The following is a 21,438-nucleotide window of genomic DNA, read 5'->3' on the forward strand; positions in this document are numbered from 1 at the left end:
TGCGACGAAGCCTAGTCAGAGCGCCTCTACGTCGCGCGCCCCGGTCCGTACGCGGACGACGGACTCGATCGGGCTGAGCCAGACCTTCCCGTCGCCGATCCGTCCGGTCTGTGCGGTCTTCACGACGATCCCCACGACGTCCGCCGCATCCTCGTCCTCCACCACGATCTCGATGCGGATCTTCGGCACCAGGGCGATGTCGTACTCGGCTCCCCGGTAGACCTCGGTGTGGCCCTTCTGCCGGCCGTAGCCGGAGACCTCCGAGACGGTCATCCCGGTCACGCCGAAGGCCTCCAGGGCCTCGCGCACGTCCTCCCACTTGTGGGGTTTGATCACTGCGGTCACGAGCTTCACGAGAGGGCGCCTCCAGAGGTCCTTGATCCTGCCATCTTCACCGCCACCTTCACCTGGCGAGGTTTCGACACCCCGAGGCATGTGTTTCCACTGTGTAACAGACCATTTCACCGTACGTCGCCGAAGCATCGAAACACCCCGCAAATCACCCGTGCCGCACCCGCGCGACACCACCAAAGGTCGCTACCCTCGTCGCATGTCGCACTACGCCGTCGAGATCGACCTCGATCACCCCAACACCAGCCACGTCCAGGTTCTCGACCTGGCTGGGTCGACCGCCTCGGCGGGCGAGGTGAAACGCGTCCTCGACGTCGGCTGCTGGACCGGCGAGATCGGCCGGATCCTCACCGAGCGCGGCTGCACCGTCACCGGTATCGAGATCGACCGCGAGGCGGCGAGCCTGGCCGAGAAGGTCCTCGACAAGGTGGTCGTCGCCGACCTCGACGCGACGCCGCTGACCGAGATCGTCGAGCCCGGCTCCTTCGACGTGGTGATCTTCGCCGATGTCCTCGAGCACCTCGTCGACCCGCGGGCGGCGCTGGAGCAGGCCCGTGACCTGCTCGCCCCCGGCGGCAGGGTGGTCATCTCGATCCCCAACGTCACCCACGGCTCGCTCCGCCTCGCCCTGCTGCAGGGCCGCTGGCAGACCACCGACACCGGCCTCCTGGACCGCACCCACATCAAGTTCTACTCGCGCGAGGGGCTGCTCGAGCTCTTCGCGGAGGCGGGCTACGCGGTCGAGGACCTGCGCGGCACCACCGCCGACCCGCTCAACGTCGAGGTCGCGGTCGACCCCGACCTGCTTCCCGACGTCGCGGTGGAGTGGGTGCGTCAGCAGCGTGACGCGCTGGTCTACCAGTTCCAGCTCGCCGCCCGGCCGCTCGCCGACGGGGAGGTCCCGCCCGCGCCGCCCGAGCTCGTCCAGGCCGCCCCGGCCGACGAGGTGCGGCTCCGCGACGCCCACACCAGGCAGTTCGAGGAGGTCACCCGCTCCCGGCTGGCCACGCGCGACCACATCCTCGGCATCCAGGCCTCCGCCAACTCCGCCCAGGCCCGGGTCGGCACCCTGTCCAAGCAGCTGCGCGAGTCCCGCGAGGTCAACCGGCGCCGCCGCGAGCGCATCGAGCGCCTCCGCGGCAAGGTCGCCGGCCTCGAGGCCGACCTGACCTACGCCAACCGCCACCCGGTGCGTAACTTCGGCCGCCGGGTCGTCCGCCGCCTCCGCCGCGCCGCCCAGTCGTAGTCACACGGAGGCGCTGCGCGAACTGCGAAGCAAGCGCATTCGGTTCAGCGGATGCCGTTGGAGTAGCGCTCGCGTACGTCCATGTAGTTGCCCCACCGGTTGTTGACGAAGTCCTTCTCCCAGTCGTGGACCGCGTTGTCGCGGCTGACCGACTCGAAGTGGAAGAGGACGACGTCGTGGAGCCAGACCAGGCGCAGGCCCAGTGAGCGACGGACCTTGAGGCACAGGTCGACGTCGTTGTAGTTGACCGGTAGCCGCTCGCTGAACCCGCCGGCGTCGAAGAAGACCTCGCGCCGCATCGCGACGCACGCGCCGGTGAGCGCGGAGGTCTCCCGGTTGATGTGCAGCTCGCCGTGGTTGCCGCGCTCCTCGGGGCGGGCCCGGTAGTAGGCGTGGGTGATGGTGCCGCTGCCGTAGATCAGGCCGGCGTGCTGGATGCGGAGGTCCTCGAAGAGCAGCTTGGGGCCGGTCATCCCGACGTCGGGCTCGCGCAGCGGCGCGATCAGCTGCTCGATGACGCCCTCGGAGTAGGCCTCCATGTCGTCGTTGAGGAAGATCAGCACGTCGCCGCGGGCGTGCGCGGCGCCGACGTTGCACTTGGCGCTGAAGCTGAACTTCTCGGTGAACTCGACGAGCTTGATGTCGGCGCCCTCGATCGCCCTCAGCGCCTCGAGCACCGGGGCTGGGGTGGGGGTGTCGTAGACGATCACGAACTCGACGTCGCGGTGCTTGGTGGCGGCGACCACGGAGCGGACGGTCTCGACGACCATCGCCCGCTTCTCTCCCCACACGATCGCGCTGGTGCCGATGGTCGGGATGATCACGCTGACCGGGGTGTCCAGGTCGGGCTCCCGCTCGACCCGGTAGAGGCCGGGCGAGACGCCGTGGGTGGCCCTCGCCCGGATCCCGAGCCGGTCCAGGTGGGCCTGGACCGCGCGTACGCCGGCGTCCCAGGCGTAGGGCTTGGCGTGGTTGTCCGCGGCGGCCGAGCCCGGCACCTGGCGCCAGTGGTAGAGCACTCCGGGGACGTGGACGATGCGCCGGGCACGCTCGCTGACCCGCAGCACGAGGTCGTGGTCCTGGGAGCCGTCGAAGCCCTCCCGGAAGCCGCCGACCTCCTCCACGACGGAGCGGCGGAACACGGAGAAGTGGGTGCAGTAGTTGTGGTGGCGCAGCCGCTCCGGGGACCAGTCGGGCTTGTAGTAGGCGTCGCGGAGCTCGCCCGCGTCGCTCATCAGGTCCTGGTCGCTGTAGGCGTAGTCGAGGTCGTCGAACCGGTCGTAGGCGGCGACCATCTTCGCCATGGCGTTCGGCTCGAGCACGTCGTCGTGGTCGAGCAGGGCGACCAGCTCGCCGCTCGCCTCGGCCAGCGAGGAGTTCGACGCGGCCACGATGCCGCCGTTCTCGGCGCGCTCCACGATCCGCACCCGCGGCTCCTTCGCGGCCAGCTCGCGCAGCCGCGGCAGCACCCAGGGCTGCGGTGATCTGTCGTCGCTGAGGATCCATTCCCAGTCCTCGTAGGACTGGCCGAGGACCGAGGCGATGGTGTCCTCGAAGGCATCGGCGGGCGGGTTGTAGACAGCGGTGATCAGGGACAGCCGGGGCGATGGCATGGGCTTCAGCCTATGCCGCCCGCGGACGGTACGCAGCACCCGACACGGGCCGGGCGACCGTTAGGGTGATGGCCGACATCACATCGTCTCGGAGGTTTGGCCGTGTCCCGGTTGGCAGTGTTGGCGACGTACGACACCGAGGGCCGGCTGTGGCCGCACGTGCGCCGCCAGATCGAGGCGTACGCAGCAGCAGCCGAGGTCGTGGTGGTCTCCGCCGGCGGCCTGCGCGAGGAGGACCGGGCCTGGGCGCGGGCCAGGGCGCAGGTGATCGAGCGCGACAACGTCGGCTACGACTTCGCCTCCTACCAGGCCGGGCTGGACGCCGCCGGGGACCTGACGCGCTTCGACCTGGTCGTGCTGGCCAACGACAGCTTCATCGGCCCGGTGGTGCCGCTGGAGCGGATCTTCGAGGAGATGGCCGCGCGCGGCGTCGACTTCTGGGGGCTGACCCGCAACGAGGAGATGGGCGACCACGTCCAGAGCTACTTCGTGGGCTTCGCGCCGACCACGATCGCCTCCGCCGCCTTCGCCGAGTTCTGGCGCGACTTCGAGCCGCTCGACGACCGGGCCGAGGTGATCACCCGCTACGAGGTCGGGCTCACCCGACGGCTCGCCGAGGCCGGCCTCACCTACGACGCCTACTTCGTGCCGCGGGCCCACGAGCACCGCCGGGCCCGGGCACGAAGGTCCTGGATGGGCGTCAACATCACCTTTGACCCCGACACCGACCCGCACCTGCTCCCGGACAAGACCGCCGAGTGGAACCTGGTCCGCAACATCGGCGACCAGCCGCCCAACCCGTGCAACACCATGGCCGACAGCGTGCTCGACGACGGCCGGCTGCCGATCGTCAAGATCGAGACGCTGCGCGACGATCCCTACGCCCTCGACGCCGAGGCGCTGCTGCGGCACTGCGAGCGGGCCTACCCGAGCGTGTTCGAGGGGGTGCGCGACTACCTCGACCACACCCGCGAGGCCCGCGGCCGACGGCTCACCAAGGTGACTCCGCTGAGCCCCGAGCGCCGTCTCGACGGGCGGGCGCTGGCCTACTGCGCACCCGCGGCGGGGCCCGACGAAGGGCTCCGACCCTCGAGCCGGTTCCCGCCGGGGTCGCTGGCGGGCGAGAACACTCCCCCGGCGCAGATCGCCGCGCTGGTCGGCTCGGCGCCGAACGTGCTCGAGGTCGGCTGCTGGACCGGTGAGCTCGGCCGCCGCCTCGGCGCCCAGGGCTGTCGGGTGGCGGGTGTCGAGGCGGATCCGGAGGCCGCTGCGTACGCGGGTGAGGCGCTGGCCGAGGTGGTCGTCGCCGACCCGGCCGCCACCGCGCTGAGCGACCTGTTCGACCCCGGCAGCTTCGACGTCGTCGTGCTCGCCGACCAGGTCGAGTACGCCCCGGACCCGGCCGCGGTCCTCGAGGACGCCCACGCGCTGCTCGCGCCCGGCGGGCGGATCGTGGTCTCCGCCCGCAACGCGTCCCACGGCTCGCGGCGGCTCGCCGCCCTGCAGGGGCACTGGTCGATGACGGCGCTGCCGGTGGACCGCACCCCTCGGCGCTCCTACGACCGGGCGGGCCTGCTGCGGCTCCTGGCCGACGCCAACCTGGTGGCGACCGACCTGCGCGGCACCGTCGCCGACCCTCTCGTCTCCGACTACGGCGTCCCGCAGAAGACACTGCCCTACGGCATCGCCGAGTGGGTCCGCGACCAGCCCGACGCCATGGTCGAGACCTTCCAGGTCGCGGCGCGGCCGGCGGTCCCCGGCGAGCGCGTCGAAGCCCCGGAGCTCGTCCCCGCCGTGGCCCCCGAGACCGTACGTCTCACCGACGCCCACACCGAGCGGGCCGAGCGGGTGCGGGCCGAGCGGCGCGCCGGCCGCCGGCTCCCCGAGCGCGTCGCGGAGCTCGAGGAGCACGTCCAGCAGCTGGAGGCCGAGCTGGCCCGCCACCCGTTGCGACGGGTGGCGGGCCAGCTCAAGCGGCGCGTGCTCTGAGCTCGGTCAGTAGCGCAGGCGGCGCAGGTAGGAGTAGCCGACCTCCGCGGTGCGGAGCGGGCTGATCTCCGGGGTGTCGTTCTCGACGATGTACTCCTCGACCTCGTGGGCCTCGAAGACCTTCGCGAAGTCGATGAAGCCGGTGCCGAGGTCGACGTGGTCGCCGGTGGTGGGGTTGCGGTCCTTGACGTGGTACTGCCGCACCCGCTGCGGCCCCGACGTGATGGTGTCGATGGCGAAGTCGATCGCCTCGTCGTTGGACAGACCGCGGTTGACCCCGCCCGTCACCGCCCAGTAGATGTCGATCTCGAGGTGCACCAGCCCGGGGTCGAGCTCGGTGGTCAGGACGTCCCAGGGAGTCACGCCGCCGCCGAGATCGGTCGTGAACTCGTGGGCGTGGTTGTGGTAGCCGTAGGCGATGCCGTAGCGCTTCGCGGCGGCCGCCTCGACGTTCATCTGCTCCGCCCAGGTCTGCCAGTCGGAGAGCGAGCTCGAGGCGAGGTAGGGCACGACCATGTAGCGCTGGCCCAGGGTCGCGGCGTTCTGCAGCTTGGTCTGCAGGTCGGCGGGCGTGGCGCTGATGCCGTCGTGGGAGGAGGAGGCGCGGATGCCGAGACCGTCGTAGAAGGCGCGCAGCTCGGCCGCGGTCTTGCCGAAGTAGCCCAGCGCCTGCTCGACCCGCGGGTAGCCCATCTCCGCGATCTTCGTCATCGTCGCGTCGAAGCCCGCCGCGCCGTTGAGGTCGTCGCGCAGCGTCCACAGCTGGATGCTGATCCGGCCCGGGGGCACCCGGCAGGCGCCGCGCTTGGCCGCCACGGCCGCGCCGGCCGGCGAGAGCAGGCCCGGCACCGCGGCCAGCATGGCACCGCCCGCGACGGCGCCGAGCGCGCCCTTGACCATCGAGCGACGGCTCAGGCCGCGCTCCTCCAGCGAGCGGCGCAGCGCGCCCTCACCATCGAATCCGTAACACATGGCTGTTTCCTCTCGGGGGGTTTCGAACTCTCGGGGTCGAGTCAGTCGTTGGTGCTGAAGGCGGCGTCGAAGGCGGCCTCCGGGGCGTCGAAGGCGAGCCGGCGGACGAACTCCAGCGCCTCGGGCGCGCCCACGAGGCGGTCCATGCCGGCGTCCTCCCACTCGACCGAGATGGGGCCCTCGTAGCCGATGGCGTTCAGCATCCGGAAGCACTGCTCCCAGGGGACGTCGCCGTGGCCGGTGGAGACGAAGTCCCAGCCGCGCCGCGGGTCGGCCCAGGCCAGGTGGGAGCCGAGCCGGGCGTTGCGGCCGTTGCCGGTCTGCAGCTTCGTGTCCTTGCAGTCCACGTGGTAGATCCGGTCGCGGAAATCCCACAGGAACCCGACCGGGTCGACCTGCTGCCACACCATGTGGCTGGGGTCCCAGTTGAGGCCGAACGCCTCCCGGTGCCCGATCGCCTCCAGCGTCGCGACGGTGGACCAGTAGTCGTAGGCGATCTCGGAGGGGTGCACCTCGTGGGCGAACCGCACCCCGCACTCGTCGAAGACGTCGAGGATCGGGTTCCAGCGGTCGGCGAAGTCCTGGTAGCCCGCCTCGATCGTCTCCTGGGAGACCGGCGGGAACATCGCGACGTACTTCCAGATCGCGGAGCCGGTGAAGCCGACGACGGTCTTGACGCCGAGGTTCTTCGCCGCCCTGGCGGTCATCTTCATCTCCTCGGCGGCCCGCTGACGTACGCCCTCGGGGTCGCCGTCGCCCCAGATCTTCGCGGGCAGGATGTCCTGGTGCCGCTGGTCGATCGGGTCGTCGCAGACCGCCTGGCCCTTGAGGTGGTTGGAGATCGTGAAGACCTTCAGGTTGTGCTTCTCCAGCAGGTCCAGCTTCGCCTGGGCGTACGTCTCGTCCTCGGCGGCCTGCCAGACGTCGAGGTGGTCGCCCCAGCAGGCGATCTCCAGGCCGTCGTAGCCCCACTCGGAGGCGAGGCGGCAGACCTCCTCGAACGGCAGGTCGGCCCACTGGCCGGTGAAGAGCGTGATCGGTCGGGTCATGATTGTCCTTCCTCAGGGGGAGCTTTCAGGCGAGCAGGGATGCGAGCAGGTCACGGACCTCTGTGGCCTCGAACCGGTCGCGCTTGGCGGAGGCGTCGGAGCAGACGAGCACGGGGCCGTGCCGCGGGTCGTCCGGCAGCCGGCCGTGGCTGCCCGAGACCGGGGCGGGGTCCAGCGGCACCACGCTCATCGCGTAGCGGAGCCCGGCGGTCTTACGGGCCAGCGTGGCGGCGGCCCGCAGCTTGACCCAGCGGTCCTCGGGGTCGAGGAACAGCTCGGCCGGGTCGTAGCCGGGCTTCTTGTGGATCTCGACGCCGCGGGCGAAGTCAGGCGCGTTCGCGTCGTCGAGCCAGTAGTAGTAGGTGAACCAGGCATCCGGCTCGGCCACCACGACGAGCTCGCCGGCCCGCTCGTGGTCGAGTCCGTACGCCGCCTGGCCGGTGCGGTCGAGGACCTCGGCGACGCCGTCGAGGCCGGTGAGCAGGTCCCGGACCCGTTCCAGGTCGGCGGGGTCCTTGATGTAGACGTGGGCGATCTGGTGGTCGGCGACCGCGAAGGCCCGCGACGTCCACGGGTCGAGCAGGTCGCCGGTGGCGTTGTGGTGGACGTGCAGGAGACCCTCGCGGCGCAATAGCCGGTTGATGTCGACCGGGCGGGAGGCGGCGGTGATGCCGTACTCGCTCAGCAGCACGACGCGCACCCCTGCGGCCTCGGCGTCGTCGAGCAGCGGTGCCAGGGTGGCGTCGACGTCGCGGGCGGCCTGGACGGCCTGGGGGCTGTCGGGTCCGAACCGCTGCAGGTCGTAGTCGAGGTGAGGGACGTAGACGAGGGTGAGGTCATGGTCGGGCATGACCTTGCGGGCGGCCTCGACGATCCATGCCGAGCTCTTGATCGAGGCGGTCGGTCCCCAGTAGGTGAACAGCGGGAACGGGCCGAGCTCCTGGGTGAGCTCGTCGTGGAGCGACGGTGGCCAGGTCCAGCAGTCCGGCGACTTCTTGCCGTCGGCGTGGTAGGCCGGGCGCGGGGTGACGGTGGTGTCGACGTCGGCGCCCATGGCGTACCACCAGCAGATGTTGGCGACCTTCGCGCCCGGGCGCCGGCGGCGTACGACGTCCCAGAGCTTCTCGCCCTGCACCAGCGCGTTGTGCTGGCGCCACAGCAGCACCTCGCCGAGGTCACGGAAGAACCAGCCGTTGCCGACGATGCCGTGGTCGCGTGGCAGCGCACCGGTCAGGAAGGTCGACTGGACCGAGCAGGTCACCGCGGGCAGCACGGTGCCGAGCTCGGCGGTGAACCCCGACTCCCCCACCTGCCGCACCCGCGGCATGTGCTGGAGCAGCTCGGGGGTCATTCCGACCACGTCGATGACCAGCAGCTTCTCGTCGTGCTTGCTCATGCGGAGGCCTCCTGCAGCTGTTCGAGTCCGGCCTCGAGGAGCCGGTCGCGTGTCCAGTCGAGCTCGGCCGCGATGCCCGCGACCAGGCCGGCGTCCCCGTCGGGGCGGACCTGCTCGGGGAGCACGCCCCAGGTGTAGGTCTCGACCTCGAGGTGGTCGGTGTGAGCCACCGGGCCGCCGAGGAGCGCGTCGAGCGTGCCGGCGAGGTGGTCGCGGGTGCTGCGCAGCGGCGGAGCCGGGTCGGCGTGGAGGGGTACGTGGAAGTGCACCCGCCACGGATGCTCGGCCGGCAGCGGCCGATGGCCACCGAGCGCCTCGGGCAGGTCGTCGCGGCTGTCCACCCGCGCCCCGCGGGGTTCGCGGGTCTGGTGGAGGAAGCGGTCCTCGGAGTAGGACGCGAGGGCCTCCCGGGTCGCCTGGTCGCTCGGGTCGTCGGCGTGCAGGGCCGCGGAGACCTGGACCTTGACGACCGGCAGCCCGGCCACCTGCAGCCGGTCGAGCGCCTCGGTGGCGTCCTCGAACTGGGTGGCGAGGTGGCAGGTGTCGACGCAGATCCCGAGGTGCTCCGGGGCCAGCCCGGCGAGCCGCGTGACCGCGTCGCGGGTCGTCTCGACGACGCAGCCCGGCTCCGGCTCGAACCCGACCCGGATCGTCCTACCGTGCTCGGCCTCGATGCCGGCCAGGCCGTCGGCGAGCTCGCCGATCAGCTCCCGGGCGGCCCGGTCGCGGTCGGTGAACCACGGGGTGCGCCAGCCCAGCGGGAGCGTCGAGATGCTGCCGCGGGCGGCATCGTCGGGTAGCAGCGCCGCCAGCACCCGGGCACAGTCGAGGGTGTAGTCGAGGCGGCGCCGGGTCGACCAGTCCGGGGAGTAGACGTCGCGCTTCACGACCGGGGCATGGAACCCGGCGTACGGGAAGGCGTTGAGGGTGACCACCTCCAGGCCGTGGCGGTCCAGCCCGGCGCGGAGCCGGCCGAGGGTGGCCGGGTCGCCGGCCAGCTCGTGGGCCGTCGCCGCCGGGAGCCACAGCCCGAGACCGAGCCGGGGCTCGCCGAGCCGCGCCCGCACCTCACCGGCGTAGCGGCGGAGCTGGTCCAGGATGCCGTCGACGTCCTCGGCCGGGTGCACGTTGCTGCAGTAGCCGAGGTGGACGACGGTGCCGTCGCCGTGCCGGAACCTCATGCCCGCTCACCCCGCAGCAGCGAGTTGCCGGCGAAGGTCGCGCCCTGGTCGGCCTCGGGTACGTCGAGCAGCAGCCGTCCGCTCTGGCCGAAGAACTCCACCGGGTTGCGCCACAGCACCTTGTCGACGTCGTCGTCGGTGAACCCGGCGGCGAGCATCGCCTCGCCGGTCGCCCTCGTCCGAAGCGGATCGGACCTGCCCCAGTCGGCGGCGGAGTTGACCAGCACCCGATCCAGCCCGCGCCGCTGGAGGATCGCGACCATCCGGTCGGGGTCCATCTTGGTGTCGGGGTAGATCGAGAAGCCCATCCAGGCGCCCGCCTCGTCGACGACGTCGACGGTGACCTCGTTGAGGTGGTCGACGACGACCATGCCGGGCTCCATCCCGGCCGCCTCGACCAGGTCGAGGGTGCGGCGGGTGCCGGCCAGCTTGTCGCGGTGGGGCGTGTGCACCATCGCCGGCAGCGCGAACTCTCGGGCCAGCTCGAGCTGCCGGCTGAACGCCTTCTCCTCCTCCTCGGTCATCGAGTCGAAGCCCACCTCGCCGACCGCGACGACCCCGTCCTTGGCGAGGTAGCGCGGCAGCAGGTCGAGCACCGGCGTGCAGCGCGGGTCGTTGGCCTCCTTCGGGTTGAGCGCGATCGTGCAGTGGTGGGCGATGCCGAACTGCGAGGCCCGGAACCGCTCCCAGCCGACCAGTGCGTCGAAGTAGTCGACGAACGAGTCGACGCTGGTCCGCGGCTGGCCGAGCCAGAAGGCGGGCTCCACCAGGGCGCGGACGCCGGCGGCGTACATCGCCTCGTAGTCGTCGGTCGTGCGCGAGCTCATGTGGATGTGCGGGTCGAAGATGCGCATCAGGACTCCCGAGTGGGGTGGAGGGGGACGGGGTCGGGAAGGAAGGGCAGGGCGTCGGCGGGCACCTCGCGGCCGGCGGCGCGCCGCTCGGCGGCGTAGTCGGCGACCATCCGGCGCAGCTCGTCGTCGGCACGGATCTCGAGGCCGTCGACCAGACGAAGAGGCACGCCGACAAAGAGGCACTTGAGGACCGCCTGACGCCACGCGGCGTCGTCGAGACGGGCGGCGTACGTCCCCATGGCGGCGGCCACCAGCCGCGGGTCGTTGGTGCGCAGCGCGTCCTGGAGCAGGTCGACGGCTCGGTCGCCCAGCACCTGCGAGAGGTGTCCGAGGCCGAGCAGGACCGCGCGCCGCTCGTCGGCGTCGCCGAAGCGGTAGAGGTCGTGGATCTCGGCGCTCAGCGCGTCGGCGTCGCCCGCGAGGCCACGGCCGAGCGCGCCCAGCAGCTGCACCCGTATGTCGTCCTCGACCCGGTCCGCACCTGGTTCGGGCGAGGTGCCCGGAGTGCGCCCGATCTCCCTGGCCGCGGCCGGGAAGCGGGTCCGGATCCGGGCCGGGGTGGCCTCGATCTCGGTGCACCACTCGGCCAGAAGCGTCTCGTTCATGCCCGCACCTCCTCGGTGTGTGGGAGCGCCGCCAGCGTCTCGCGCAGGAACGCCAGGGAGCGTTCGGCGACGACCGGGGCGGCGTGGGACTGCCGGGGCAGCTCGAGCGAGGCGAGCCCGGTGTAGCCGATCTCGACGAGGGTGCCGAGCGCGGCGGTGAAGTCGACCTCGCCGGTGCCGAGCTCGAGGTGCTCGTGGACGCCCTCGACCATGTCGTCGACCTGCACGTTGGCCAGCAGCGGACCGGCCCGGCGGATGGTCTCGGCCATCCCCCGCGGCTCGTTGCAGACGACGTGTCCGAGGTCGAGGGTGACCCGGAGCAGCTCGGGGTCGTCGAGCCGGCGGCGCAGCTCGAGAAGGGCGTCGAGGGTGTCGATGAAGTGCCCGGGCTCGGGCTCGACGGCGCACACGACGCCGCGACGCTGGGCGAGGTCGAGGACCCGCCAGACGCCGTCGCACAGACGGCCCCAGGCCCGGTCCTCGTCGACGCCCTCCGGCAGGCTGCCCGACCAGAACGAGACCGCCTCCGCGCCGAGGTCTGCGGCGACCTCGACCGCGCGGTGCAGGTAGTCGACCCGGCGGCTCGCCTCCGGAGCCGGGTGGAGCAGGGTCGGATGGTGCTTGCGGAACGGATCGAGGATGTAGCGGGCGCCGGTCTCGACCACGACGGACATGCCGAGCTCGTCCAGCCGGTCGCCGATCTGCGCCACCCGGCCCGCAAGGTTCGGCCGGTAGGGGTCGAGGTGGAGGTGGTCGAGGGTGAGCGCGACACCGTCGTAGCCCAGGTCGGCCAGGACCGTCAGGGCGTCCTCGAGCCGGTGGCTGTGCATGCCGTTGGTGCCGTAGCCGAACCGCAGCGTGCTGGTCGTGGTCATGTCGGCGACACCACCTTCGAGGCGGCCCTGACGATCGGCCCTGCGGCCAGCAGCCCGAGCGCGGCCAGCGGCGAGCGACGCGCGATCAGGGCAGCCTGCAGCGGGATCATCCCGCGGATCCCGGCGCCGGTGGCCCGCCGGACGGTGCCGGCATCCGGCGAGGAGACCGCGGCCAGCTGGGCGGAGCCGACACTGCCTGCGTACGTCGCGGCGAGGGCGACGGGAAGCGCCGCCCGCCCGTGCCCGGCCGCCATGGCCGCGGTCGCGACCGTGACGCCACCGGCGAGCCCCGCGGTGAGGGGCCGGGTGCCGTGGACCTCGCCCCGGCTGAGCAGGGTGACCCCTGCGGTGTGCGCGGCGAGCAGGCCGGCCGGGACGAGCCCGGCCCGCGTACGTCCGGCAGCACTCGCCCCGAGGAGCACGTCGAGACCTCGTGCCGCGGCCATCGCGAACGGTCCGGCCGGGGTGTCCTTGAGGACGGTGTCGTAGGCCCACACCGCACCGGCCAGGGCCGCCGCCGTGGCGGCGGCCGGACGGCCTCCGGCGAGCGCGGCCAGCCCGACGCCCGCCGCGGTCAGCCCGACGGCCGCCCCCAGCGCCTGGCGGGGGCTGACCCGGCCCGATGGGATCGGCCGCTCCGGTCGCTCGACGGCGTCGAGGTCGCGGTCGGCCCAGTCGTTGAGCGCCATCCCGGCCCAGTAGAGCGCCACCGACGCGGCCGGCATGGCGACCGACCGGGCCCGCAGCGGGCCGGCCGCGGCCGCCCCGGCCAGGGTGTCGCCCGGCACGGTGAGGGCGGCCGGCAGCCGGACCAGCTCGGCGAAGGCTCGGGCGCGAGGCGTCATACGCCCACCTGACCGACGCGACTGCACCACGCGACCAGCTCGTCCCACTGCGTACCGAGCCGGTGCTCGGTGGAGCCGGCCGGGTCCTTGAAGAAGAACCCGAACGGCAGCGGTCCGCTCTCCCCCACCTCGGCCGCCCGCAGGGTGAGCCGGGCCAGGTCGAGCACCAGCGGCGCGGCCAGCGCCGAGTCGCAGCCGCTCCAGGTGAACTGCAGCGACATCCGCACCCCGAGGAACCCCTCGAAGGAGACGTGGTCGATGGCGGTCTTCCAGTCGCCGTGGTCGGGCACGTAGTCGATGTGCATCGGCCCCTCCACCGGGTGGCCGAGCATCGCCTCCAGACCCTGGGCCTTGGTGGCCAGCTTGCTCTGCGCGTTGGCCGGGTCGGCGAGCGTGGCACCGTCACCGCCGCCGAGCATGTTGTAGGACGCCCAGGCGTTGACCTGCAGCGCTCGCGTCGCGAACATCGGCGCCAGCGCCGACTTCAGCAGCGTCTCGCCGGTCTTGCCGTCGGAGCCGGCCCACGGGAGGCCGGCCCGCTCGGCGATCGTGACGAGCACCGGCAACCGCGGCCCCGGGCTCGGCGTGAAGGAGACCACCGGGCAGCCGGCCCGGTAGGCGGCCAGGACGTAGACCGAGCTGGCCGGCAGCGGCGACTCCCCCGCTGCCAGGGCCGCGTCGAGGGCATCGGGGTCGGCCAGCGGCCCACCCTCGATGACCTCGGCCGGCCGCTCGGTGCTCGCGACGTCCACCACGACGACCCGGTCGAGCCCGTTCTCCTCACGGAAGGCGACGAGATCGGCGGTCAGCCGTTCGACGGCGACACCCTGCGGCTCGGCGGCCGCCGGGTCATAGCCCGTACGCAGCCGCCCCTCGACCTCCTCGAGCTCGCCCGTGATCGCCGGCAGGATCCCGGCCGGGAGGACACCGCCCGCGGCGAGCCGCTCGGCCCGCTTCACGAGCGGCTCGGTGCACAGATCGTGCCCGCCGATCACCAGATCGTCGAGAGAGGGCAACCCGGCAGCGGCGATCTCCGGCTGCTCGGCCACCAGCCCGACCCGTCCGGCGAGCCCGGTCCGCACAGCCAGCGCGCCGACCGTCGTGGTGACACCCACCGAGCCGCAGGCACCGACCAGCCAGACGCCGACTCTGCTGCCCATCAGCCCGCCTCACAGCGGAACGGGGCGACCCCCGCGACCATCTGGATGCCGCCGAGCACGTGGGAGAGGAACGCCGGCTCGGTGAACGACTCGTTCGTGTGGCCCATCCCGGTGTAGAACGCCCGCCCGCCGTCGTACTCGTGGCACCAGGCGATCGGGTGCGGGTCACCCATGGCGAACCGGCCGGGGTTGTAGCTCGTCTCGTCGAGGTCGGCGAGGACACGGATCGAGTCGGCGGGACGGTCGCGGAAGCTGTACCACTCGTCCCAGCGCGTCCACCGCTTCGGCAGCTCGGCCGTCGCCGCGGTGTTGCGCGCGTGCACCTTCACGGTCGCGGTCTGCTGCGCGGGGTGTCCGGCGAAGTAGGCGCCGACGAGGCCGCCGTACCACGGCCAGTTGTACTCGGTGTCGGAGGCCGCGTGGACACCCACGTAGCCGCCGCCGTCCTGGATGTAGCGCTCGAACGCGGCCTGCTGCCCCGCGTCCAGCACGTCGCCGGTCGTGGAGAGCCAGAGCACCGCCTCGTACTCAGCCAGGCTGCCGTCGTTGAACACGGCCGCGTCCTCGGTGGCGGTCACCGTGAAGCCGTTCTCGGCCCCGAGCTGCTGGATCGCCGCGATGCCGTTCGGGATGGACCCGTGCCGGAACCCCGCGGTCTTGGAGAACACCAGGACGTCGTACGTCCCCAGCCCCTCGCTCCCGTCGGAGCTGTCGGCGCTCGCGGCCGGTGCCGGCGACAGGCCCGGGGCCATGGCGGCCACGGCCACCAGCCCGATGCTCGCGATCAGCGTCCGGAACCTTCTCGATGCGTACTTCATGGTGCTGTCCCTTCTGTGCTCAACGGTCTGAACAGGCTGGAGGCCGGGGTGGCCCCGGGGTGGATCAGGCAGGGATCTCCTGCCATGTCCTGGTGTCGGAGCTGGTCTCGACGGCGGCGAGCACGCGCTGGACCTGGAGGCCGTCGGCGAACGACGGTGTCGGCTCAGCCCCCTCACCGAGCGCGCGGACGAGGTCGACGACCTGGTGGGTGAAGCCGTGCTCGTAGCCGAGGCCATGGCCGGGCGGCCACCAGCCCTCCAGCCACGGGTGCTCGGGCTCGGTGACGACGATCCGGCGGAAGCCGCCCTCGGTGTCCGGCAGGGTCGCGTCGTGGAAGTGCAGGACGTTCATGTCCTCGAAGTCGAAGGCCAGGCTGCCCTTCGACCCGTTGATCTCGATCCGGATCGCGTTCTTGCGGCCGGTGGCGAAGCGGGTCGCCTCGAACGAGCCGATCGCTCCCCCGGCGAACCGGGCCAGGAAGACCGCGGTGTCGTCGACGGTGACCGGGCCACGACCTTCGCCGGCGGTGGCGGAGAGACCGGACGAGGCCTCGGCCACCGGACGCTCCTTGACGAAGGTCTCCAGCATCCCGGAGACCTCGCGGATCCGGTCTCCGGTGATGTGCTGGGTCAGGTCGATGACGTGGGCGCCGATGTCGCCGAGCGCGCCCGAGCCGGCCTTGGTCTTGTCGAGCCGCCAGCTCAGCGGGGTCTCCGGGTCGGCGAGCCAGTCCTGGAGGTACTGAGCCCGCACGTGGTGGAGCTCTCCGAGACGACCGTCGGCGACCAGCTTCCGGGCCAGGGCGACGGCAGGCACCCGGCGGTAGGTGAACCCCACCATCGCGCGCACCCCTCGCTCGGCGGCCTCGGCGGCGGCCGCGGCCATCCGCTCGGCCTCGGCCACGGTGTTGGCCAGCGGCTTCTCGCACAGCACGTGCTTGCCGGCCGCCAGGGCAGCGATCGCTATCTCCGCGTGGGTGTCGCCGGGGGTGCACACGTCGACCAGGTCGACGTCGTCACGGGCGATCACCTCGCGCCAGTCGGTGGCGCTCTCCTCCCAGCCGAAGCGGGTGGCGGCCTCGGCCACGCGAGTGGCGTCGCGGCCGCAGACGACCTGCATCCGGGGGGTGAGGGGAAGGTCGAAGAAGCGGTGGGCGCTGCGCCAGGCGTGGGAGTGGGCGGCACCCATGAAGGCGTACCCGATCATCCCCACCCCGAGAGTGGCGTTCTGCTCGGTCATCGGAACTCGATCCTGTGTCTCGGTGGTGTCGCCCCGCGCCCGAGCGCGGAGCGACCTTGCGGTCTGGCTTGGGCAGGCGGTCAGGACTCGAAGGCCGTGGGGAGGAACTCCTCCACGTTGTCCTTGGTGACGACCGGCGCGTCCAGCTGGATGGTGCGCGGCACGGTCACCTCGACCAGGTCGGACATCGCCTTGTCCTGGGCCAGGAGCCGGGCGAGCTTGATCCCGTCGGCGGCCTGGGTGGAGGGGTAGATGACCGTCGCCTTGAGGACGCCCTTGTCCGACTGGATCTCGCGCATCGCGTTGGCCGAGCCCGCGCCGCCGACCATGGTGAACTCGTCACGGCCGGCGTTGTTGATCGCGGCCAGGACGCCGACGCCCTGGTCGTCGTCGTGGTTCCACAGGAAGTCGATCTTCGGCGCGGCCTGGAGCAGGTTGGAGGCCGCCTTCTCGCCGCCCTCGACGGTGAAGTCGGCGGCGACCCGGTTGTCGACGTCGAGGTCGCACTTGGCCAGCGCGTCCTTGAAGCCCTTGCTGCGGTCCTGGGTCAGCGGCAGGGAGTCGATGCCGGCGATCTCGGCGACGACGGCGTCCGTCTTGCCGCCGGCCTGCTCGCAGACGTACTCACCGGCCGAGACGCCCATGCCGTAGTTGTCGCCGAGCACGGTGACGCGCGCGGCGTTGGGGTCGTTGAACTCACGGTCGACGTTGATGACCGGGATGCCCGCCTCCATCGCCTTGAGCGCGACCGGCGTCATCGCGGCGCCGTCGAAGGGCAGCAGCACGATGGCGTCGACCTTGTCGTTGATGAAGGTCTCGACCTGGCTGATCTGCAGGCTGACGTCGTTGGTGCCCTCCGCGAGGCGCAGGTCGACGTCGTCGTAGGCCTCGGCGGCGGTCTTGGCCTGCTCGCTGATCGCGCCCATCCAGCCGTGGTCGGCGGCGGGAGCCGAGAAGCCGATGACGACGGTGTCGCCCTTCTCGTCGTTGGAGCCGGCCGCGGCGTTGGACGTACCGCCGACGTTCTCGGACTTCTCCGGGGTGTTGCTGATGCAGGCCGACAGGGCCAGCACCGAGAGCCCGGCGACGAGGATTCTTGCTGTGGACTTCAGTTTCATGGTGGTGGTGCTCCTAGATCGTGCGAGGGTGGTGGAGGGACGAGTCCGAGAGGGTCGAGGACGTACGCCTGTCATGACCCTGGCCGTCGTGCGAACCGCTGCTGCAGCAGCACGGCGGCGACGATGATCAGGCCCTTGGTGAAGACCTGGGCGGAGATCGAGAGGTTGTTGATCACGAACACGTTGGTGAGGGTCGTGAAGATCAGCACCCCGAAGACGGTGCCGACGATGGTGCCGCGCCCACCGGTCAGCAGGGTGCCGCCGATGACGACCGCCGCGATGGCGTCGAGCTCGTATCCCCCGCCGTGCGTGGCACTGCCGGTCGTGGTGCGGCTGACCAGCATGACCGCGGCGATGCCGCAGCAGAGGCCGAGGAGCACGTAGAGGAGCACCGTGTGGCGGCGTACGTTGATGCCGGCCAGCCGCGAGGCCTCCGGGTTGCCGCCGATGGCCAAAGTGCGCCGGCCGAAGGTGGTGCGGTTGAGCAGCACCCAGCCGGTCACGGCGACGATCACGAAGATCCAGATCAGCACCGAGATGCCCAGGATGTCTCGGGAGAACGCGGCGGTGAAGTCCGGCACGCTGACGATCTGGGTCTTGCGCGCGGAGATGATCTCGGCCAGACCGCGGGCGCTGGCCATCATCGCCAGGGTTGCGATGAACGGCACCACGCCCCCGTACGCGATCAGCAGCCCGTTGATCAGGCCGGCGCCCGCGCCGACCAGGACGGCGGTGGTGACGATGAAGATCCAGTGGATGTCGTTGGCCATCGCCTGCGTCGACAGCGTCGTGCACCAGACCGAGGCGAGCGCGACCAGCGCACCCACCGAGAGGTCGATGCCGCCGCCGGTGATGACGAACGTCATCCCGATGCTGACCACGCCGATCACCGCGGCGAGGCGCAGGATCGTCATCACGTTGTCGACCGAGGCGAACCGCTCGCCACCGGAGACGACGCCGACCAGGGCCAGCAGCGCCAGCGCCACGACCAGGCCGAGGTTGTGGCCCGCCGCGCTACGCAGCAGCTGACTGAGACCACCGGGCTCGGCCCGGCGGCCGTTGGCCGCCTCCTTCTCGACCCTGGCCGTGTCCGCCGGGGTCACAGCAGCGTCTGTGGGCGTGTCGCTCATGCGACCTCTCCTTCCATCACGAGGTCCAGGACCTTCGACTCGTCGATCTCGGTGGCGGGTCCCTCGTGGACGACGGAGCCCTCGCTGATGACGAGGACCCGGTCGGCGAGACCGAGCACCTCCTCCACCTCGCTGGACACCACGACCACGGCGACGCCTTCGTCGGCCAGGCGGCGGACGAGGTTGTAGATCTCGGTGCGTGCCCCGACGTCGACGCCCCGGGTGGGCTCGTCGAGGAGCAGCACCTTGCAGTCGCGCAGCAGCCACCGGGCGAGCACGACCTTCTGCTGGTTCCCGCCGGACAGGTTGCGGACCGGCCGGTCCACCCCGGCAGGACGTACGTCGAGCGAGCGACTGAGCTCCTCGGCGGCACGGCGCTCGGCGCCGTTGTCCAGGAAGCTGGCCTTGGAGAACCTGCTCAGGGACGAGACGGTCACGTTGCGGTAGACCGCCTGGTCGAGCAGCAGCCCCTGGCTCTTGCGCTCCTCGGGAGCCAGCCCGATCCCGGCGGCCACGGCGGCGCGGACCGAGCCGCGGCGCAGCCGGCGGCCGTTGACGGTGACCGTGCCGGCGCTGGAGCGGCGAGCGCCGTAGATGGTCTCGAGGATCTCCGAGCGGCCGGAGCCGACCAGGCCGGCCAGGCCGACGATCTCGCCGGCGTGGACGCGCAGGTCGACGTCGTGGAAGCGGTCGCCGGACAGGCCGCTGGCCTCGAGCACCGGGGTGGCGTCCCGACCGGGTCGCGTCGTGGGGCGGTCGGGGAAGACGTACTCGATCTCGCGGCCGGTCATGAGCGTGATCAGCTCCCGGGTCGGGGTCTCCGCGACGGAGAGCCCGGTGGCCACGGTGCGGCCGTCCTTGAGGACCGTGATCCGGTCGCCGATCTGCCGGATCTCCTCGAGGCGGTGGGAGATGTAGATGATCGCGACGCCCTCCGCGGTGAGGCCGCGGACCACCCGGAAGAGGTTGTCGACCTCCTCCTGGTCGAGGACCGCCGACGGCTCGTCGAGGATGAGCAGACGGGTGTCGTGGGAGAGAGCCCGCGCCATGCTGACGATCTGCTGCCCGGCCGGCGAGAGGTCACCGACCAGGCGGTTCGGGTCGACCTCGCTGTGGCCGAGCCGCGCCAGCAGCGTACGCACCCGCTGGGTCGCCTCGGCGCGGCGGCTGAACCCGGCGGTGGCGAGCTCGTGGCCGAGGAAGATGTTCTCGGTCACGGTGAGCCCCGGCACCAGGTCGAGCTCCTGGTAGATCGTCGAGATGCCGAGCTTCATGGCGGCGACCGGGGTGGCCAGCCTGACCGGCTCGCCCTCCCAGAGGATCTCCCCCTCGTCGGGCTGGTACGCCGCCGAGAGCACCTTGATCAGGGTCGACTTGCCGGCACCGTTCTGCCCGAGCAGGCAGTGCACCTCGCCGGCGCGGACGTCGAGGTCGACACCGCCGAGGGCGAGCACGCCGGGGAACCGCTTCACGATCCCGCTCATCTCCAGCAGTACGCCACCCCCTTCCGTGCCGGCGGTGGGGCCGTCGGGCGACGGCGTCGGGGTCTGGGTCATCGGGTTCCTCCGTGCAGTTCGGGCAGGTCGGCGAGGACGGTGGGGTCGGAGAGCACCGTCTCGAGGGAGACCAGTGCGCCGCCGCGGACCGCGGCGGTCGGGCCGAAGACTGAGATCGCCACCCGGGTGCCGCCGGCGCGCGGCGCGAGGACGTCGGCGGCGAGCCGGGCCTCGACCGCCGGCCGCAGCCACTCGCCGAGGACGGCGTAGTAGCCGCTGAGCACGACCGTGCCGGGGTTGAGCGTGTTGACCAGGACGGCGGCGCCGGTCCCGAGCCAGGTCCCGACCTCGTCCAGCGCGGCCAGGGTGCGGCCGTCGGCGAGCCGGGCCCGCTCGACCAGGGTGGCGAGCCGCTCCTCCAGGGTCAGCGCCGGGTCGCGGATCGGGTCGTCGGGGTCGGTGGCGGCCTCGAGCAGCGCCCGCAGACCCACCACGGTCTCCCAGCAGCCCGTGCGGCCGCAGCCGCAGAGGCGGCCGCGTGGGTCGACCGGGAGGTGGCCGATCTCGCCTGCCCAGCCGTGCCGGCCCGGCGCGACCCGGCCGCCGCTGACGACCGCGCCGCCGAGGCCCACCTCGCCGTAGAGCACCACCATGTCGGCGCGGTCGTCGTCTGTGAGGTCGAGCTCGGCGGTGGCCGCGAGGTTGGCCTCGTTGGCCACGCGCACCGGAGGCACCGGCTCGGCAGGGGTGGCGGCCAGCCGCCGGCGTACGTCCTCGACGACGTCGATGTCGCGCCAGCCGAGGTTGGGGGCGAGCGTGACCCGCTCGGTGGTGGCGTCGACGAGGCCGGCGACCCCGACGGTGATGCCGGCGACGGTGGCGCCGGCGGTCCGGGCCTCGGCGAGGGCATCGGCGATGAGGCCGGCGAGCTCGGCCAGCACACCCTCTGGCGGGAGGTTCCGGCCGTCGATGCCGCGGCGGGCCTCGGCGATCACGGTCCCGGCCAGGTCGAGGGCGACGACGGCGAGGTGGTCGACGTTGATCTCCGCGCCGATCCCGCACACCGAGCGGCCGACGAGCCGGACCTGGACGCCGGGGCGACCGGCGCCACGACGGTCGCCGTCCTCGCGGCAGACCAGCCCAAGCTCGGCGAGCTCGTCGACCAGGCCGTTGGCGACCGACCGGGTCAGCCCGGTCTCCTCGGCCAGGCGCCCCCGCGTGCGCGGGCCGCGGTCGCGCAGCGACCGCAGGAGCAGGCCCATGCGGGCGGTCCGCACGGCGGCCGGGTCGGCGGTGGCGGAGACCCGCACGGTGATGTCTGCGTCGCGCACGGTGGCCTCCTGTCCGGGTCGTGATGGGTCGCTCGACGACCACGTCCTGTGATGGCGGTCACAGAATTCCGTGGCCGAGAGACAAACTAGTGACCCGGCTCACGTTGTACAACCCTTTCTCGGCGGTTTCTGCAAAGTTTCTGGCGAACTTTGAAAAGTGATTGGACAA

General features: G+C 72.0%; 19 protein-coding genes. 2 read left to right on the forward strand and 17 right to left on the reverse strand.

What is annotated here, in order from left to right; translation table 11 throughout:
• Positions 1–15 precede the first annotated feature (15 nt).
• The gene (locus tag HD557_RS17575; protein ID WP_008363339.1) at positions 16–354 is read right to left on the reverse strand and encodes a P-II family nitrogen regulator; all 339 of its coding nucleotides are present in this window, start codon (positions 352–354) and stop codon (positions 16–18) included.
• 196 nt (positions 355–550) lie between these two features.
• On the opposite strand from HD557_RS17575, the gene HD557_RS17580 reads away from it, so the two are divergent.
• Entirely contained in the window at positions 551–1,597 is a 1,047-nt protein-coding gene (locus HD557_RS17580; protein ID WP_196874801.1) for a class I SAM-dependent methyltransferase, read from the forward strand.
• A gap of 44 nt (positions 1,598–1,641) precedes the next feature.
• On the opposite strand, the gene HD557_RS17585 is transcribed toward HD557_RS17580, so the two are convergent.
• Positions 1,642–3,210, reverse strand: a complete 1,569-nt coding sequence (locus tag HD557_RS17585; RefSeq protein WP_196874802.1) for a glycosyltransferase family 2 protein — start codon at positions 3,208–3,210, stop codon at positions 1,642–1,644.
• A gap of 102 nt (positions 3,211–3,312) precedes the next feature.
• Here HD557_RS17585 and HD557_RS17590 point away from each other — a divergent pair, with 102 nt between their 5' ends.
• The gene (locus HD557_RS17590) at positions 3,313–5,199 is read left to right on the forward strand and encodes a rhamnan synthesis F family protein (protein WP_196874803.1); all 1,887 of its coding nucleotides are present in this window, start codon (positions 3,313–3,315) and stop codon (positions 5,197–5,199) included.
• 6 nt (positions 5,200–5,205) lie between these two features.
• Here HD557_RS17590 and HD557_RS17595 read toward each other — a convergent pair whose 3' ends face one another.
• From HD557_RS17595 to HD557_RS17665, 15 genes are all read right to left on the reverse strand, one after another.
• Positions 5,206–6,171, reverse strand: a complete 966-nt coding sequence (locus HD557_RS17595; protein ID WP_196874804.1) for a sugar phosphate isomerase/epimerase family protein — start codon at positions 6,169–6,171, stop codon at positions 5,206–5,208.
• A gap of 41 nt (positions 6,172–6,212) precedes the next feature.
• Positions 6,213–7,220, reverse strand: coding sequence for a sugar phosphate isomerase/epimerase family protein (locus tag HD557_RS17600; RefSeq protein ID WP_196874805.1), 1,008 nt, complete (start codon positions 7,218–7,220; stop codon positions 6,213–6,215).
• Positions 7,221–7,245: 25 nt separating this feature from the next.
• Complete coding sequence (locus HD557_RS17605) at positions 7,246–8,616, reverse strand: alkaline phosphatase family protein (protein WP_196874806.1); 1,371 nt, start codon at positions 8,614–8,616, stop codon at positions 7,246–7,248.
• Positions 8,613–9,797, reverse strand: a complete 1,185-nt coding sequence (gene eboE, locus HD557_RS17610) for a metabolite traffic protein EboE (RefSeq protein ID WP_196874807.1) — start codon at positions 9,795–9,797, stop codon at positions 8,613–8,615. The genes HD557_RS17605 and eboE overlap by 4 nt, the downstream gene beginning before the upstream one ends.
• Positions 9,794–10,651 carry a TatD family hydrolase gene (locus HD557_RS17615; RefSeq protein ID WP_196874808.1) on the reverse strand — a complete coding sequence of 286 codons (858 nt, stop codon included), beginning with the start codon at positions 10,649–10,651 and terminating at the stop codon, positions 9,794–9,796. Before HD557_RS17615 ends, eboE begins: the two co-directional genes overlap by 4 nt.
• The gene (locus HD557_RS17620; RefSeq protein ID WP_196874809.1) at positions 10,651–11,256 is read right to left on the reverse strand and encodes an EboA domain-containing protein; all 606 of its coding nucleotides are present in this window, start codon (positions 11,254–11,256) and stop codon (positions 10,651–10,653) included. The genes HD557_RS17615 and HD557_RS17620 overlap by 1 nt, the downstream gene beginning before the upstream one ends.
• Entirely contained in the window at positions 11,253–12,131 is an 879-nt protein-coding gene (locus HD557_RS17625; RefSeq protein ID WP_231380347.1) for a sugar phosphate isomerase/epimerase family protein, read from the reverse strand. Before HD557_RS17625 ends, HD557_RS17620 begins: the two co-directional genes overlap by 4 nt.
• Positions 12,128–12,976, reverse strand: coding sequence for an SCO3242 family prenyltransferase (locus HD557_RS17630; protein ID WP_196874810.1), 849 nt, complete (start codon positions 12,974–12,976; stop codon positions 12,128–12,130). The genes HD557_RS17625 and HD557_RS17630 overlap by 4 nt, the downstream gene beginning before the upstream one ends.
• Positions 12,973–14,136, reverse strand: coding sequence for an inositol-3-phosphate synthase (locus tag HD557_RS17635; RefSeq protein WP_196874811.1), 1,164 nt, complete (start codon positions 14,134–14,136; stop codon positions 12,973–12,975). Before HD557_RS17635 ends, HD557_RS17630 begins: the two co-directional genes overlap by 4 nt.
• Complete coding sequence (locus HD557_RS17640; protein ID WP_196874812.1) at positions 14,136–14,954, reverse strand: ThuA domain-containing protein; 819 nt, start codon at positions 14,952–14,954, stop codon at positions 14,136–14,138. The genes HD557_RS17635 and HD557_RS17640 overlap by 1 nt, the downstream gene beginning before the upstream one ends.
• A 64-nt stretch (positions 14,955–15,018) precedes the next feature.
• Positions 15,019–16,194: a Gfo/Idh/MocA family protein gene (locus tag HD557_RS17645; protein ID WP_008358245.1), complete on the reverse strand. Its 1,176-nt coding sequence runs from the start codon at positions 16,192–16,194 to the stop codon at positions 15,019–15,021.
• A gap of 80 nt (positions 16,195–16,274) precedes the next feature.
• Positions 16,275–17,312, reverse strand: coding sequence for a substrate-binding domain-containing protein (locus tag HD557_RS17650; protein WP_196874813.1), 1,038 nt, complete (start codon positions 17,310–17,312; stop codon positions 16,275–16,277).
• Positions 17,313–17,383: 71 nt separating this feature from the next.
• A complete protein-coding gene (locus HD557_RS17655) occupies positions 17,384–18,442 on the reverse strand; it encodes an ABC transporter permease (protein WP_196874814.1) in 1,059 nt (352 codons plus the stop codon).
• On the reverse strand, positions 18,439–19,998 hold the full coding sequence (locus HD557_RS17660) for a sugar ABC transporter ATP-binding protein (protein WP_196874815.1): 1,560 nt from the start codon (positions 19,996–19,998) through the stop codon (positions 18,439–18,441). Before HD557_RS17660 ends, HD557_RS17655 begins: the two co-directional genes overlap by 4 nt.
• Entirely contained in the window at positions 19,995–21,269 is a 1,275-nt protein-coding gene (locus tag HD557_RS17665) for an ROK family transcriptional regulator (protein WP_307785655.1), read from the reverse strand. Before HD557_RS17665 ends, HD557_RS17660 begins: the two co-directional genes overlap by 4 nt.
• Between the last annotated feature and the right edge of the window lie 169 nt (positions 21,270–21,438).

This window comes from Nocardioides luteus (genome assembly GCF_015752315.1).
Lineage (GTDB): Bacteria > Actinomycetota > Actinomycetes > Propionibacteriales > Nocardioidaceae > Nocardioides.

Excerpts from the sequence above, each read along its gene's own strand:
- HD557_RS17585 (WP_196874802.1), bottom strand. The coding sequence starts at position 3,210 with ATGCCATCGCCCCGGCTGTCCCTGATCACCGCTGTCTACAACCCGCCC.
- HD557_RS17630 (WP_196874810.1), bottom strand. The coding sequence starts at position 12,976 with ATGACGCCTCGCGCCCGAGCCTTCGCCGAGCTGGTCCGGCTGCCGGCC.
- HD557_RS17580 (WP_196874801.1), top strand. The coding sequence starts at position 551 with ATGTCGCACTACGCCGTCGAGATCGACCTCGATCACCCCAACACCAGC.
- HD557_RS17650 (WP_196874813.1), bottom strand. The coding sequence starts at position 17,312 with ATGAAACTGAAGTCCACAGCAAGAATCCTCGTCGCCGGGCTCTCGGTG.
- HD557_RS17645 (WP_008358245.1), bottom strand. The coding sequence starts at position 16,194 with ATGACCGAGCAGAACGCCACTCTCGGGGTGGGGATGATCGGGTACGCC.
- HD557_RS17635 (WP_196874811.1), bottom strand. The coding sequence starts at position 14,136 with ATGGGCAGCAGAGTCGGCGTCTGGCTGGTCGGTGCCTGCGGCTCGGTG.
- HD557_RS17615 (WP_196874808.1), bottom strand. The coding sequence starts at position 10,651 with ATGCGCATCTTCGACCCGCACATCCACATGAGCTCGCGCACGACCGAC.
- HD557_RS17600 (WP_196874805.1), bottom strand. The coding sequence starts at position 7,220 with ATGACCCGACCGATCACGCTCTTCACCGGCCAGTGGGCCGACCTGCCG.
- HD557_RS17660 (WP_196874815.1), bottom strand. The coding sequence starts at position 19,998 with ATGACCCAGACCCCGACGCCGTCGCCCGACGGCCCCACCGCCGGCACG.
- HD557_RS17640 (WP_196874812.1), bottom strand. The coding sequence starts at position 14,954 with ATGAAGTACGCATCGAGAAGGTTCCGGACGCTGATCGCGAGCATCGGG.
- HD557_RS17620 (WP_196874809.1), bottom strand. The coding sequence starts at position 11,256 with ATGAACGAGACGCTTCTGGCCGAGTGGTGCACCGAGATCGAGGCCACC.
- eboE (WP_196874807.1), bottom strand. The coding sequence starts at position 9,797 with ATGAGGTTCCGGCACGGCGACGGCACCGTCGTCCACCTCGGCTACTGC.
- HD557_RS17625 (WP_231380347.1), bottom strand. The coding sequence starts at position 12,131 with ATGACCACGACCAGCACGCTGCGGTTCGGCTACGGCACCAACGGCATG.
- HD557_RS17595 (WP_196874804.1), bottom strand. The coding sequence starts at position 6,171 with ATGTGTTACGGATTCGATGGTGAGGGCGCGCTGCGCCGCTCGCTGGAG.
- HD557_RS17655 (WP_196874814.1), bottom strand. The coding sequence starts at position 18,442 with ATGAGCGACACGCCCACAGACGCTGCTGTGACCCCGGCGGACACGGCC.
- HD557_RS17605 (WP_196874806.1), bottom strand. The coding sequence starts at position 8,616 with ATGAGCAAGCACGACGAGAAGCTGCTGGTCATCGACGTGGTCGGAATG.